Raw genomic sequence first — 13393 nt, 5'->3', positions numbered from 1 at the left:
TCCGGGAGACAGGAATGTAGACACTGTCTACACGATGGCCGTAGACAATGTCTACGCGCGGCGGTATGGCAATGCGGTGGCGCGCGTAGACAATGTCTGCATGGTCGAGGACGAACCGTTGCGCGAACGCCTGGTCAGCGTGGGCGTCGACCTGCTCGAGCAGGTCGGCGCGGCGCACTTGGGGCTGCGCGTCATCACCCGGGCCGCAGGGGTCTCGCACGGCGCGCCGCGCAGATATTTCCGCACCCACAACGCGCTGCTCGCCGCTATCGCGGCACGTGGATTCGCCGAACTCGCGGGCCGGTTCGCAGCGGTGGATGCCGGATCGGCGCGTGAGCGCCTCGCGCGCACGAGCGCCGAATACATCGAGTTCGCCGCGCAGCGGCCGGAAATGTTCACCCTGATGTTCCGCCACGATCTGCTCGAGGGCTCCGGCGAGAACCTGAGGTCGGTCACGTTACCGCTGTTCGCGCGTTTCGCCGACCTGGTGGGTGCCGCCGCCACGCCGGGGACGATGGACCCGCGCGATCGCGCGATCGCCCTGTGGACAAACCTGCACGGCATCGCCGCCGCGCAGGCCAACCGCAGCCTTGGCCTGATCGAGCCGGGTGTCGACATACCAACGCTGGTGGCAAGGGCGCTGGAGGCGCATCTTGCCTGAAAAGGGGCTACCAGGGGGCGGTGCATCCTTGCCAGGCCACACTCTGCGCGCCCGATGAATTCGGGTTCCCAGCGCCGTCTACAGTACCGGCGACGCCGTGCGGGAGTCCCAATGGTGTAAGGAGCACTGGCATGAGCAAGGTCGTGTGTGATATCTCGATCTCGGCGGACGGCTACTCGGCCGGCAACAATCAGACCGAGCAGCGACCTTTCGGCGACGCCGATGGGTCGATCTTGCACGCCTGGATGTTCGATAGGTCGCAGGAGAACCGAGCCGAACTCGACGCGATCACGGAGGCCAAGGCTTTCATCATGGGCCGCAATATGTTCGGCCCGATCCGTGGCGAGTGGAGCGGTGACTGGACGGGCTGGTGGGGGCCACAGCCTCCCTACCACGCCCCCGTGTTCGTGCTCACCCACTATCAGCGTGATCCCCTGGTCATGGGCGGTGGCACCACGTTCCACTTCGTCACCGACGGGATCGAAGCCGCATTGAAGCAGGCACACGCGGTGCCCGGCGACGGCAACGTCGCCATCGCCGGCGGCGCCACGACCGTCAACCAGTACATGGCCGCCGGACTTCTCGACGAGCTGCGTCTACACATCATCCCGTTCACACTCGGCGGCGGAATCCGCCTCTTCGACGGCGTTCCGCCTTTACAGCTCGAGCAGATCTCGTCACGCGCAGCCACGCAGATCACCCATGTGACCTACCGTCTCGTCCGCTGACCCAACACGGATGGACACCCTCGGCGGGCAAGGCCGCGCGTCCTCGGACAACGTCGGGTAGGCGATCCGATTGCGGGAACCTCGCGTTCGGGATCGTCGGCTTCGGCGCGCCGCCCGCGGCGCGCGATGTCACGCGCCGCTGTCACGATCACCGACCGCTTCGGCCTTCTGGTGCGGTGCCACTGCTGGACAGGTCTGTGACGAATGTGGTTCGTAGCGGTCCCGGTTCAGTCGACAAGGGCACCACAGGTGAGGTTGAGGACCGCCCCGGTCATGGCGCCTGCTCCGTCAGACGCGGCATACACCGCCGCCTCGGCGACCTCGGCCAGGCGGGGGAGTCGCCCGAGGCGGGTGTCGCGGATCAATGACTGAAGGTGCCGGTCATCCTCGGGCAGGCTGGGGGCAGTCTCCGGGGTGAAATTGGGGCGGATACACACGACCCGTACCCCGTCGCGGCCGAGTTCGCCCGCGAGACTGCGGTTGAGGGCTTCGATTCCAGCACAGGCTACGTTGAACCCACCCATACGGTGGCGGGACTCCCCGGCGGCCGAGGTCGACAGCAACACGATGACGCCGGAGCGCTGTGCAGTCATCCGGCGGGCGGCCGCGGTCGCGGTGATGAATTGCGAACGTGCCGCATCCGTGATCGGGGTCATGAAGTCCTCCAACTTCATATCGATGAGCGGCACATCCTGCAACGCGCTCATGCCCACCGCGTTGAAGGAGATGTCCAGCCTGCCTGCCTGCTCGACGACGCGATCGGCATGGGCCTCGATCGCTGCTCGATCGAACACGTCGACCCGAGTGGCCGTAGCGCGGCCGCCTAGGTCCGTGATCTCCATGGCCACCTCGTCGAGTGTTTTCTGGGTCCGTCCGACCAGATACACATGCGCGCCCTCTCGGGCGAACGCGCGCGCTACCGCGCCGCCCATATTGCCGGCCGCCCCGTACACCACCGCACTCTTACCGTTCAATCGCATGTAAGGGTTGACGGCCCGACCCCGAGAAAATGATCGTTTTCACGCTGCTGCGCAGCCCGAGCAGTCGGACCGGTGTCGAACATCGGCGTCGCGTGCGAAGTCGGTAGTGTTGGCGTTGACGATCGAACAGTGTCGCGATTGGCGATCAGGACCATTTCGGCTATCCGACAGCGCAGTCAGCTGGCGCCGATACGCGGGGTGCTGCCGGGGATGCCGGTAGGTCGGCGAGCGGGCCAGTGCTGCCGAGGGGTATCCCGCTCCAGTTGGACGCGGACGTCTATCGCAGACGGGTTCCCGTTCCCAACAGCACCGGCGCGATGTGCACGAATGGACGAACGCTCTGCACCTACCGCTCGGGTCAGCCGTGCAGTGCCCCGACTGCCGCGACGAACCGGTCCAGCTCCTCGAAGCTGACGAAGCAGTGCGGCGAGGCGCGGACCACCGAGGTCAAACCGCGGCCGGTCATGTCCAGCAGGGTCGAGCTGGCGTGGCTGACCGAGACCGTGATGTCCTGTGCCAGCAATCGGTCGCGGACCTGCGTGGATTCGATGCCGTCGACGGTGAACGACACGATGCCGCTGTGCCGGATACCGATATCGCGCACGGTCACGTTCGGGATCTCCGGCAGGGTCTTGCGCAGATGCTCGGCGCGGGCCGCGATCGCGGCGTACACCGTGTCGGGACCGAGATCCAGCAGATACCGCACCGCGGCGCCCAGCCCGAGCCGCCCGGCGACGTCGCACTCCCAGAACTCGAAACGGCTGGCATCCGGCGCGAGGCGGTAGTCGTCCGGCCCGGTCCACTCGGCGCCGTGCAGATCGAGCCGTTGGGGCTCCATGGACCGTGCCAATTCCGGCCGCACATACAGGAATCCGGTGCCGCGCGGACCGCGCAGCCACTTGCGGCCGGTGGCGGCCAGCGCGTCGACGCCGAGTTCGGCCACATCGATCGGCAGTTGCCCGGCGGATTGGCAGGCATCCAGCAGCACGAGCGCGCCGACCGAATGCGCGATCCTCGTCGCCTCGGCGACCGGGTTCACCAGGCCGCCATTGGTCGGCGCGTGTACTACCGAGACCAATTTGACCCGTTCGTCGACCAGTACGGCCAACGCGTCGAGATCCATCTGCCCGCTGCTGTCGCTCGGGATCTTCTGCACTGTCGCACCGGCGGAGCGAGCGCGTTGCAGGGCGGCGATGGCATTGCTCGCGTAGTCGGCCTCGGCGACCAGGATCCGATCACCGGGCGCGAGCGGGACCGAGTAGAAGAAATCCGCCCAGGAGCGGGTGGCGCTGTCGCTGAGCGCGATGCTCGTCGGCGCGGCGTTGATCAGCGCGCCGATCGTGGTCTTCACCGCGTCGAGATCGTCCGACCGCTCGTTCGCGGCCCGGTAGCCACCGATCTCCGTCTCGCGGAGCAGGTGGCCGATCACGGTGTCGGTGACGACCCGCGGCGACAGCGATGACCCCGCGCTGTCGAGAAATACCGGGCCGAGTTCGGACTCGGACGCGCATCCGGGGGTGTCGGCTCGTACCCGATCGTCATCCAGCATGCAGCCGACCCTAGCGGGTGCGATGTTCGGCTTCTCGTAAGTTTTGTGTCGCTCTCCCTGGCTACGCTGAATGAACCCGCGGTGCTGGGAGTCCGACCGAACCCGGCCGACGTCAGCATCGGACTGGAATAGGACCGCGCGATGTGGCGATAACAGAAGAACAGCGGACTTCGAGACCACGACGACTCGGAACCCACAGTGGAGGTTGGCATGGCGGTTACGGTCGATAAACCTGAGTCGGCCCAGTGTGTCCCCGAACAGGGAGAACTGTCGTCGCGTGCCGCCGCGGAAGCGTACGTGGGCGGCGTCTGCTTCAAGCTCGGGCCACCTGACCTTGTAGGTGCCGAACTGGAGTGGCTCACGGTGCAAGGTGAGTGTTCGGCGTCGGGCCCCTCGGCCGCACCGCGTCCGCAATTGTCCGATCTAGCGGATGCCCTCGGACCGTACGCACCGCGGTCCATCGCCCCCGATTCGCCGGCGCTCGCACTGCCGGGGGGCAGCCGGGTCACCCTGGAACCCGGTGGTCAAATAGAACTCTCCAGCGCTCCCTACGCTGATGCCGCGCAGCTGTGCGACCGACTGCGTGACGATGCCCGCCTATTGCGGAAACTCCTCGAATCCCGGTCCATCCGGACCGTCTCGCTCGCCGCCGATGCGGACCGCCGCCCGAAACGTCTGCTCCAGTTGCCGCGCTACCGCGCTATGGAGCAAGTATTCGGCGGCATCGGGCCGTTCGGCAAGGTAATGATGTGCAACACCGCCGCCACCCAGGTCAGCGTCGACGCGGGCGCCGATCGTGCCGAGGTGACCGCGCGGTGGAACGCGCTGTATGCGGTCGGACCTGCGCTGCTGGCCGCCTTCGCCTGTTCGCCCGCGCTGCGCGGCGCTCCGGCAGGCGCCTGGGCGTCCCAGCGGATGCGGGCTTGGCTGCGCCTGGACAACGCCCGTACCCGCCCGCCCGTGATGGACTGGACCGACCCGATTGCCGCGTACAGCAAGTGGGCGCTGGACGTTCCGTTGCTGTGTGTACGGGTGCCCGACAGCGTCGTGTCCCCGGGTCCGAACGGCACCGACACCGGATGGTCGGCACCGCCGGGCGCGACCTTCGCCGATTGGCTCTCCGGTGCGTTGGACGACGAGGTGGGCCGCCGGCCGGACGTCAGCGACCTCGACTACCACCTGACCACGATGTTCCCGCCGGTACGTGCCTCGGGTCATCTGGAGGTCCGCTATCTCGACGCCCAGCCCGGCGATACCTGGAGCACCCCGGTCCACGTGCTGGAGGCGCTTCTGTCGAGTCCGTGCGTGATCGCCGAGGCGACCTCGGTTGCCGCGCTCCTGGCCGGCCACTGGCTCGCCGCCGCCCGCTACGGTCTGGCCGACCCGGAGATCCGGTCCGCTGCGGTCGACCTGCTGCGGCTGGCCGCCGCCCACGCGGTCACCGCGGCCGGCGCCAGCGAGATCGAATCCGCCGCCGAACGATGTCGCAGTGGCCGCACCCCGACCGAGAACTACACCGGCGCCGGACCACACCGACCGGGGGCCGCGGCGTGACGGCGGATCCGCCGCGCACTGTCGACCGGGTGTCGGTCGATCTGGTAAGTAAGGGCCGAATCCGCTCGCATTGCGTACGCACTCGCGACTGCGCCGCCGTCGATCAGAACGAACCTCGGAGATGTTTCTCGTGACCATTCCGCACTCACCCCCGACCGACAACTCCGGCACCGCACAGTTACGGGACCGGATCGCCGACGCGCTCGCCCGGGCGCGTCGGCGCACCCTCGCCTTGACGGACTGCCTCGACGAGGCCGAATTGGTAGCTCAGCATTCGCGGTTGATGAGCCCGCTGGTCTGGGATCTCGCGCACATCGGCAATCAGGAAGAACAGTGGCTGGTCCGCAACGTCGGTGGCCACGAACCGGTGCGCGCCGACATCGATGAACTCTACGACGCCTTCAAACACGGCCGCGCGAATCGTCCCGGGCTGCCCCTGCTCGCACCGAACCAGGCCCGCGGCTATGTCGGCACCGTGCGCGACCGGGTGTGGGATGTGCTGGAACGCAGCGAGTTGCGCGGCAAGCCGCTGGTGGACGACGGCTTCGCGTTCGGAATGATCGCACAGCACGAGCAGCAGCACGACGAGACCATGCTCGCCACGCACCAGCTGCGTACCGGCGCCGCCGTGCTATCCGCCGTGCCCGCGCCGCCGAGTTCGGCACCGGTCGACGGTGAGATCGTGATCCCCGCGGGGGAGTTCACCATGGGCAGTTCTACCGACCCCTGGGCACTGGACAACGAGCGCCCCGCCCACCGAGTGTCGGTGCCCGGCTTCGCGATCGACGCTGCGCCGGTGACCAACGAGCGATACCTCGCCTTCGTCGATGACGGCGGCTACGACCGGCCGGAGCTCTGGTCCGACCGCGGCTGGGCACACCGCACGGAGGCGGGCCTGGTCGCGCCGCAGTTCTGGGAGTGCGACCCGACCGGACGCTGGTGGCGCCGGGTGTTCGGGGTGATGACTCCGCTGCGCCCACACCAGCCGGTGGTGCATGTCTGCTGGTTCGAGGCCGAGGCCTACGCGAGCTGGGCCGGCAAGCGGCTGCCCACCGAAGCCGAATGGGAGAAGGCGGCCAGGTTCGACCCGTCGACCGGCACGTCGCGCCGATTCCCCTGGGGCGACGCCGATCCTGACCCGGACACCGCGAATTTGGGGCAGCGCCATCTGGAACCCGCCGAGGTCGGCGCCTATCCGACCGGCGCGTCGCCGGCGGGGGTGCACCAGTTGATCGGCGACGTCTGGGAATGGACGGCGTCGGGATTCGAGCCTTACCCGGGCTTTCGCGCCTTCCCGTACAAGGAGTACTCCGAGGTCTTCTTCGGTGGTGACTATCGTGTGCTGCGCGGCGGTTCTTTCGGCACCGATCCGGTCGCCTGCCGCGGTACCTTCCGCAACTGGGATCATCCGATCCGTCGCCAGATTTTCGCCGGGTTCCGCTTGGCGCGGGATCTGCGACCGGGGGAGGGCGAGTGAGCGACCCCTGCGCCGTCGGGATGAGGAGTTGGCCGCCGCGCGATGCGGGTAACCCGGTGCCGATGATGTCGGCGGGCGCCGATGTGTAGACATCTGGGCTATCTCGGCCCGCCGGTTCGAGTCGGCGACATGCTGACACTCGGTTCGCACTCCCTGGTCACCCAAGCCTGGGATCCCCAGGACATGCGCCGCGGCGGCGCCATCAATGCCGACGGCTTCGGCGTCGCCTGGTGGCACGAGACCGCGGACGACTCGATCGCCGTCAGCCGCTACCGCAACGCCGCGCCGATCTGGACCGATCCAGCAGTGCACGAGGTGCTCCCACACCTCGAATCCTGGGCGGTGCTCGGTGCGGTGCGTTCGGCCACCATCGGGATGCCGGTGGAGCGGTCCGCGTGCGCGCCGTTCACCCGCGGGCGCTGGGCCTTCAGCCACAACGGTGTGGTTCCGGACTGGCGTGGCACGCTCAGCGACGTGGCAGCGGAGTTCGCGCGTACCGCGGCAGAACTCGGCGCCGAGGAATTGTTCGCGCCGGTCCGGCTGCTGGAGGCGGAATCGGCCACCGACACCGCCGCGCTCTGGGTGATTCTGTGCGATCTCCTGGCGACCGGATCGCCGGACGGTACGTGGTCGGCGGCTCCGGCGGCCCTGCGTCTGCTCATTGCCGCGATCCTCGATCGAACACCGGACGCCCGCCTGAATTTCCTGCTGTCGGACGGTGCCCAGTTGTGGGGGAGCACCTGCCACCACTCGCTGTCCGCGCTGGTCACCGACACCTTCGCGATTCTGTCCTCCGAGCCGTTCGATGACGACCCTCGATGGCGGTCCATCCCGGACCGAAGCCTGGTCAGCGCCAGGCCCGGGGAGCTGTCCGTCGACCCGCTTCTCTGACCCGGAAAGGCCTGTGCCATGACCACACCGACGCTGGAGATCCACCTATCCGACGACGACCTGACCGCCGCGTTGCGCTCGGACGCCCGATTGGGTCTGACCGCGCAGCAGAAGTGGCTGCCCCCCAAATGGTTCTACGATGCCACGGGCAGTGCGCTGTTCGAGCGGATCACCGAGTTGCCCGAGTACTACCCGACGCGCACCGAGCGCGCGTTGCTCGAGCGAGTGGTCGGCGCGATCGCACGCGCCACCCAGGCCGAGGTGTTGATCGAACTCGGCGCCGGTTCCGCGGCCAAGACCCGGCTGCTGCTCACCGCGCTGACCACCCGGGCGCCGCTGAAGTCCTATGTCCCCCAAGATGTCTCGTCGGCCGCGCTGTGCGCCGCGGCGGCTGATATCGCGGCCGAGTTCCCCGGGCTGGCTGTGCGCGGTGTGGTCAGCGATTTCACCGACACCCTGCACATCCTGCCCCGCGGTGGCCGCAGGATGATCGCGTTCCTCGGCGGCACCATCGGCAACCTGGTCCCCGAAGAACGGGCCGAATTCCTGGCCAGCGTGCACACTGTGCTGGAGCCGGGCGAGCAGTTGCTGCTCGGCGCGGGTCTGGTCGTCGACCCCGCGGTGCTCGTCCCCGCCTACGACGACGCGGCGGGCGTCACCGCCGAATTCAACCGCAATGTATTGCGTGTGCTGAACTCCCGGCTCGGCGCCGACTTCGCACCGGAGAAGTTTCGGCACATCGCGATCTGGGATTCGGCGCGGGAGTGGATCGAAATGCGCTTGGAGGCGACCGAGGACATGACGGTCACCGTCGGCGAACTCGATCTCACCGTGCACTTCGCCCGCGGCGAGCAGTTGCGCACCGAGATCTCGGCGAAATTCCGGATCGCGGGCTTGACTGCCGAACTCGCGGCGGCCGGCTTCGACACCGAGCAGGTGTGGACCGATCCTGACGAACGTTTCGCCCTGGTACTCGCCGAACGGCGTTGACGTCTCCCCGTCATCGCGACGGACGGACATGCCGCGACGGACGGACACTACGACGAGGGCGCGCCGCGAACCACCGCCGCCAGCCATTCGATCAGCGGCCGCATCGTCTCCCACACGGCGCGGACCTCATCGGCTGTGCGTGACGTATCCAGCCAATCCGGTGCGCCGAATTCCCTGCCGCTGGTGAGAGACTTGTGTCGTAGCAGATCGATGCGCGGATGGTCGGCGCCGTAGCCGCGCGGCGTGGTCTTCAGCTTCTCTCCGCCGATGGTCAGGCCCGCCTCGATGAGCTTCCCGAGTATCGCCGCGAGTTCCGGGCCGCGTACGTCGTCATCGATGGTGGCACGCAGCAGCGCGATCTGAGCGGAGGACCCCTGGTAGAAACCGCCGCCGACGTACAGCCCGGCGGCGCCGATCTGGACGTACCAACCGACACCCGGGGCGGCGGCGACCACTGCGCCCTGAGCGGTTTTGTACGGCGACTTGTCCTTGGCGAAGCGCACGTCCCGGTAGGGACGGAAGATCTTCGCGGTACCGAAGTCCGGCTCCAGCTCGGCGGTCAGCGCGACCATCGGCGCGCGCACCGCTTCCTCGTACACACTCTTGTGCGCGGTCCAGAACGCTTTCGAGTTGTCCGACTCCAAGTCTTCATAGAAATCGAGTCCCGATAGCGGGAATCCACCGAATCGACGCATACCGCAAAATCTACGTTCCGAAGTCTCCGGAGAACACGACGAACCCGATGATGAAGCCGACTACCATCCCGACACCCGCCGCGATCGCCGCCCATTTGCCGAGCGATTCGCCCTTGTTGTGCCCGACGATGCCGAGGGCGATCCCGGCAGGCCCGAACAGAATCGGGCAGAACAGCAACGCGGCGGCCGCGCAGACGAACCCGATGATCGAATACAGCTGACTGCGCGACTGTGGCTGCGCGGCGCCGTATGGCTGGTACTGCTGCGGGTAGGACGGATAACTCCCGTATGGCGGGTTCTGCGGCCCGGCGGTCGGCGAGTTGTCGAAGACGCCCCCCGGTGGATAGTGCGGTGGTCCGCTCGGCGGGTACGGCTGCTGGGCTCCCGACGGGTACGGTTGCCCGGCCGGCGGATTGCCCGTCCCGAACTGCGTGTGGTCGCCCGGTGAAAACTGCCGGGTCGGGTCGTCCTGCGGTGCCGAGTCGCCCACCGCCCCGGTCACCGACGGCTGGCCGGGTGCGGGCGGTTCCCCGCTCCACGACTGCGCACTGCCCTGACTGTCGGCGCCCCATGGGCGAGGTTCGGTGGGCTGCCCGCTCTGCTGCGCCCCCCACTGCCCAGCCACCGGTGTGTCGGGTGGCGTGTGGGTGGGCTCCCACCATTCACCAACGGGCGGTGTCGCGGCGGGCCCGGGCTCGTCCTCGGTGGTCGGCGGCGTGCCGCCCTGCGCCGCCTCCTCGTTGGTCGGCGGCGCGGGCTTGTCGTCAGGCGCGGAGGAGGATTCCTCGGCATGTTTCGACAGCGACTGGGCCGCCCGATCGGACGCGTCATCCGAGGCATCCGGATCCTTCGGCGTGCTCATCGCACCCTCCTCGTGTCGTCCCCCTGGTCACACCAGCTATGCGTACCACGACGCCGTCGCTGCCATGGCCGACTACGACGGTGTGGCGCGTCGGGAGTCAAAGATCCTTGTCGTCGACGATCTCGATGGCGGCCACCTCGGCGGGCCGCTGGTCTTCCTCGGCCTCTTCGGCACGCTGACCGCTGCGCGTCCACTCTTGGTCGAGTTCGTCCGCGATGCCGAGCCGACCGTCGTCTTCGTTCTCGCGATAGGGAATGCGCAGGTCGTCGGGCGGATCTTCGACGTTGCGCTCATAGGCGCGGATCTCGTCCGCTTGATCATCGTCCCCCATGTCGGTATCCAACGGGTCACGGTCCATGCTTCGAGTATCCCAGCGATCGCCCCGACGAAGGTACCCTAGCTGCGAAAACGGCGGCCCGGCCTGGAGTCCGTGCCGCCGTTCGCGGGATTGTCGCCTACGTGTTGCCGTCGAACCTAGGCGTTGCCGTTGAAAAGGCCGGTCACCGATCCGTTCTCGAAGACCTCGCGGATCGTGCGGGCCAGCAGGGGCGCGATGGAGAGCACGGTCAGCTGCGGGAACTTCTTTTCCTCGCTGATCGGCAGGGTGTTGGTCACGACGACCTCCTTGGCGCCGCAGGAGGCGAGACGTTCGGCGGCCGGCGGGCTGAGCACGCCGTGCGTCGCGGCGATCACCACGTCACCGGCCCCGGCCTCCTTCAGGACGTTGACCGCGCCGGCGATGGTGCCACCGGTGTCGATCATGTCGTCGATCAGGATGCAGGTGCGGCCCTCGACGTCACCGACCACGCGGTTGGACTTCACCTGGTTCGGCACCAGCGGGTCGCGGGTCTTGTGGATGAACGCCAGCGGCGAGCCGCCGAGCGAGTCGGCCCACTTCTCGGCCACCCGGACCCGGCCCGAATCGGGGGACACGACCGTGATGTGTTCGAGGCTGTAGTTGTTGCGAATGTATTCCGCCAGCTGCACCTGCGCGTGCATATGGTCGACCGGGCCGTCGAAGAAGCCCTGGATCTGGTCGGTGTGCAGGTCGACGGTGATGATCCGGTCCGCGCCCGCGGTCTTCAGCAGGTCGGCGACCAGGCGGGCCGAGATCGGCTCGCGACCGCGGTGCTTCTTGTCCTGCCGGGCGTACGGGTAGAAGGGCAGGACCGCGGTGATCCGCTTGGCCGAGCCGCGCTTGAGCGCGTCGATCATGATGAGCTGCTCCATCAGCCACTGGTTCAGCGGCGCGGGGAAGCTTTGCAGCACGAAGGCGTCGGATCCGCGCACCGACTCCTCGAACCGGACGAAGATCTCGCCGTTGGCGAAATCGCGCGCGGTCTGCGGAGTGACGGCGACGTCGAGTTCTTTGGCGACCTGCTCGGCCAGCTCAGAATGGGCGCGTCCCGAGAAGAGCATCAGGTTCTTCTGGTTATCGATCCATGACGCGGTCACTGCTGTTTGCCATCCTTTTGCTCGATTGCCTGACCCGACATCTCTTTGGCCGCGATGGCTTCCGCCGCCGCACGTGCCGCGCCCGTCCCGGGACGGTGTCGCTGCACCCAGCCTTCGATGTTCTTCTGCGGTCCACCGGACACCGCGAGAGCCCCGGGCGGAACGCTTCTGCGCAGTACGGTACCCGCCGCCGTGTACGCGCCGTCACCCACGGTCACCGGCGCGACGAACATGGTGTCACTGCCGGTGCGCACATGCGAGCCCACCGTGGTGTGGTGCTTGGCCACTCCGTCGTAATTGACGAAGACGCTGGAAGCGCCGATGTTGCTGTGCTCCCCGATGGTGGCATCGCCGACGTAGGTCAGATGCGGCACCTTGGAATGCGCGCCGATCGAGGCATTCTTGGTTTCCACGAACGCGCCCAACTTGCCGGAATCACCGACCACCGTGCCGGGACGCAAGTAGCTGAACGGACCGATGGCCGCCTGCGGGCCGATGGTGGCCCCCTCGCCATGGGTACGGACCACCGTGGCGCCGTCGCCGACAACAACATCGGTCAGCGTACTGTCCGGGCCCACTTCGGCGTCCTCGCCGATCACGGTGCTGCCGAGCAACTGGACGCCGGGCCGCAACACGGCGTCCCTGCCGATGCGCACACTGGCGTCCACCCAGGTGGAGGCCGGATCCATGATCGTGACCCCGGCCCGCATGTGCCGTTCGAGAATGTAGCGGTTGAGTGTGTGTGCCGCCGAGGCCAGCTGCACTCGGTCGTTGACGCCGGTGACCTTGGCCGCGTCGATCAAGCGCGCGCCGTGCACCGGGTGGCCCGCCTCGCGAGCCAGCCGCAGCACGTCGGTCAGATACAGTTCATGCTGGGCATTGGCGGTGGAAAGCCGGCTGATCATGGTGCGCAGCACCGCGGCGTCGAATGCGTACACGCCAGAGTTGACCTCGACGATCGCGGTCTGCTCCGGGGTGGCGTCGGCATGCTCGACGATCTCGACCACCCGGCCGTTCGCGTCACGGACGATGCGGCCGTACCCGTTCGGGTCGTCGGGCACGAACGTCAGCACGGTGACCGCGGACCGTTCGGTATAGCTGCGATGCTCGTCGAGCAGTGCCGAGAGGGTGTGCCCGTCCAGCAGTGGCACGTCGGCGGAGGTGACCAGGACGTCACCGGTGAAACCCACCGGCAGCGCGGCCAGCGCGCACTGCACCGCATGTCCGGTGCCGAGCTGCTCTTCCTGGATGGCCAGCGTGATGTCCCGGCCGAGGACGGCGCCGACCGCGGACACCGCCGCGCCGACCTGTTCCCGGTCGTGCCCGACCACGGTGATGAGGTAGGCGGGGTCGATCTCGTTCGCCGCATGCAGCGCGTGCGCGAGCATGCTCCGACCGGCCAGCGAATGCAGTACCTTGGGGGTCTTCGACCGCATTCGCGTTCCGGCACCGGCTGCGAGAACGACGACGGCGGTCTGCTGTGGCATGGATCTCCCTCGGCTGCCTGTCCTCGTGCGGGGCTGTCGTCGTACTTGGTACTTGGTCAGCGAT

General features: G+C 67.8%; 13 protein-coding genes. 6 read left to right on the top strand and 7 right to left on the bottom strand.

All coding sequences use genetic code 11. The annotated features are described in order from the left end of the window. Positions 1-34: 34 nt before the first annotated feature. Positions 35-661, top strand: a complete 627-nt coding sequence (locus AB0C34_RS15900; RefSeq protein WP_357072486.1) for a TetR/AcrR family transcriptional regulator — start codon at positions 35-37, stop codon at positions 659-661. Between the two features lie 131 nt (positions 662-792). Next, the gene (locus AB0C34_RS15895) at positions 793-1389 is read left to right on the top strand and encodes a dihydrofolate reductase family protein (protein WP_357072483.1); all 597 of its coding nucleotides are present in this window, start codon (positions 793-795) and stop codon (positions 1387-1389) included. A 227-nt stretch (positions 1390-1616) separates the two neighbouring features. On the opposite strand, the gene AB0C34_RS15890 is transcribed toward AB0C34_RS15895, so the two are convergent. Continuing rightward, positions 1617-2369 (bottom strand): SDR family oxidoreductase, encoded by a 753-nt coding sequence (locus AB0C34_RS15890; RefSeq protein ID WP_357072480.1) that lies wholly within the window; start codon positions 2367-2369, stop codon positions 1617-1619. 358 nt (positions 2370-2727) lie between these two features. Next, positions 2728-3918: an aminotransferase class V-fold PLP-dependent enzyme gene (locus tag AB0C34_RS15885; RefSeq protein ID WP_357072477.1), complete on the bottom strand. Its 1191-nt coding sequence runs from the start codon at positions 3916-3918 to the stop codon at positions 2728-2730. Positions 3919-4128: 210 nt separating this feature from the next. Here AB0C34_RS15885 and egtA point away from each other — a divergent pair, with 210 nt between their 5' ends. From egtA to egtD, 4 genes are all read left to right on the top strand, one after another. After that, positions 4129-5472 (top strand): ergothioneine biosynthesis glutamate--cysteine ligase EgtA, encoded by a 1344-nt coding sequence (egtA, locus tag AB0C34_RS15880; RefSeq protein ID WP_357072474.1) that lies wholly within the window; start codon positions 4129-4131, stop codon positions 5470-5472. 121 nt (positions 5473-5593) lie between these two features. Continuing rightward, the gene (gene egtB, locus AB0C34_RS15875) at positions 5594-6949 is read left to right on the top strand and encodes an ergothioneine biosynthesis protein EgtB (protein WP_357072471.1); all 1356 of its coding nucleotides are present in this window, start codon (positions 5594-5596) and stop codon (positions 6947-6949) included. 81 nt (positions 6950-7030) lie between these two features. Continuing rightward, positions 7031-7840, top strand: coding sequence for an ergothioneine biosynthesis protein EgtC (egtC, locus tag AB0C34_RS15870; protein WP_357072467.1), 810 nt, complete (start codon positions 7031-7033; stop codon positions 7838-7840). Positions 7841-7858: 18 nt separating this feature from the next. Beyond that, positions 7859-8830, top strand: coding sequence for an L-histidine N(alpha)-methyltransferase (egtD, locus tag AB0C34_RS15865; RefSeq protein WP_357072464.1), 972 nt, complete (start codon positions 7859-7861; stop codon positions 8828-8830). 47 nt (positions 8831-8877) lie between these two features. On the opposite strand, the gene AB0C34_RS15860 is transcribed toward egtD, so the two are convergent. From AB0C34_RS15860 to glmU, 5 genes are all read right to left on the bottom strand, one after another. After that, positions 8878-9525, bottom strand: a complete 648-nt coding sequence (locus tag AB0C34_RS15860) for a DUF2461 domain-containing protein (RefSeq protein ID WP_357072461.1) — start codon at positions 9523-9525, stop codon at positions 8878-8880. Between the two features lie 10 nt (positions 9526-9535). Then, positions 9536-10387: a hypothetical protein gene (locus AB0C34_RS15855; RefSeq protein ID WP_357072458.1), complete on the bottom strand. Its 852-nt coding sequence runs from the start codon at positions 10385-10387 to the stop codon at positions 9536-9538. A gap of 97 nt (positions 10388-10484) precedes the next feature. After that, positions 10485-10745, bottom strand: a complete 261-nt coding sequence (locus AB0C34_RS15850; protein WP_357072455.1) for a hypothetical protein — start codon at positions 10743-10745, stop codon at positions 10485-10487. A gap of 116 nt (positions 10746-10861) precedes the next feature. After that, positions 10862-11842: a ribose-phosphate diphosphokinase gene (locus tag AB0C34_RS15845; protein WP_357072453.1), complete on the bottom strand. Its 981-nt coding sequence runs from the start codon at positions 11840-11842 to the stop codon at positions 10862-10864. Continuing rightward, entirely contained in the window at positions 11839-13329 is a 1491-nt protein-coding gene (gene glmU, locus AB0C34_RS15840) for a bifunctional UDP-N-acetylglucosamine diphosphorylase/glucosamine-1-phosphate N-acetyltransferase GlmU (protein ID WP_357072450.1), read from the bottom strand. Before glmU ends, AB0C34_RS15845 begins: the two co-directional genes overlap by 4 nt. Positions 13330-13393: the final 64 nt, after the last annotated feature.

It is taken from the genome of Nocardia sp. NPDC049220 (assembly GCF_040647855.1).
Lineage (GTDB): Bacteria > Actinomycetota > Actinomycetes > Mycobacteriales > Mycobacteriaceae > Nocardia.
This window is presented reverse-complemented; position numbering and strand designations above follow the sequence as displayed.

Coding starts and splice junctions, on each gene's coding strand:
- AB0C34_RS15900 (WP_357072486.1), top strand. CDS start 35: ATGGCCGTAGACAATGTCTACGCGCGGCGGTATGGCAATGCGGTGGCG.
- AB0C34_RS15895 (WP_357072483.1), top strand. CDS start 793: ATGAGCAAGGTCGTGTGTGATATCTCGATCTCGGCGGACGGCTACTCG.
- AB0C34_RS15890 (WP_357072480.1), bottom strand. CDS start 2,369: ATGCGATTGAACGGTAAGAGTGCGGTGGTGTACGGGGCGGCCGGCAAT.
- AB0C34_RS15885 (WP_357072477.1), bottom strand. CDS start 3,918: ATGCTGGATGACGATCGGGTACGAGCCGACACCCCCGGATGCGCGTCC.
- egtA (WP_357072474.1), top strand. CDS start 4,129: ATGGCGGTTACGGTCGATAAACCTGAGTCGGCCCAGTGTGTCCCCGAA.
- egtB (WP_357072471.1), top strand. CDS start 5,594: ATGTTTCTCGTGACCATTCCGCACTCACCCCCGACCGACAACTCCGGC.
- egtC (WP_357072467.1), top strand. CDS start 7,031: ATGTGTAGACATCTGGGCTATCTCGGCCCGCCGGTTCGAGTCGGCGAC.
- egtD (WP_357072464.1), top strand. CDS start 7,859: ATGACCACACCGACGCTGGAGATCCACCTATCCGACGACGACCTGACC.
- AB0C34_RS15860 (WP_357072461.1), bottom strand. CDS start 9,525: ATGCGTCGATTCGGTGGATTCCCGCTATCGGGACTCGATTTCTATGAA.
- AB0C34_RS15855 (WP_357072458.1), bottom strand. CDS start 10,387: ATGAGCACGCCGAAGGATCCGGATGCCTCGGATGACGCGTCCGATCGG.
- AB0C34_RS15850 (WP_357072455.1), bottom strand. CDS start 10,745: ATGGACCGTGACCCGTTGGATACCGACATGGGGGACGATGATCAAGCG.
- glmU (WP_357072450.1), bottom strand. CDS start 13,329: ATGCCACAGCAGACCGCCGTCGTCGTTCTCGCAGCCGGTGCCGGAACG.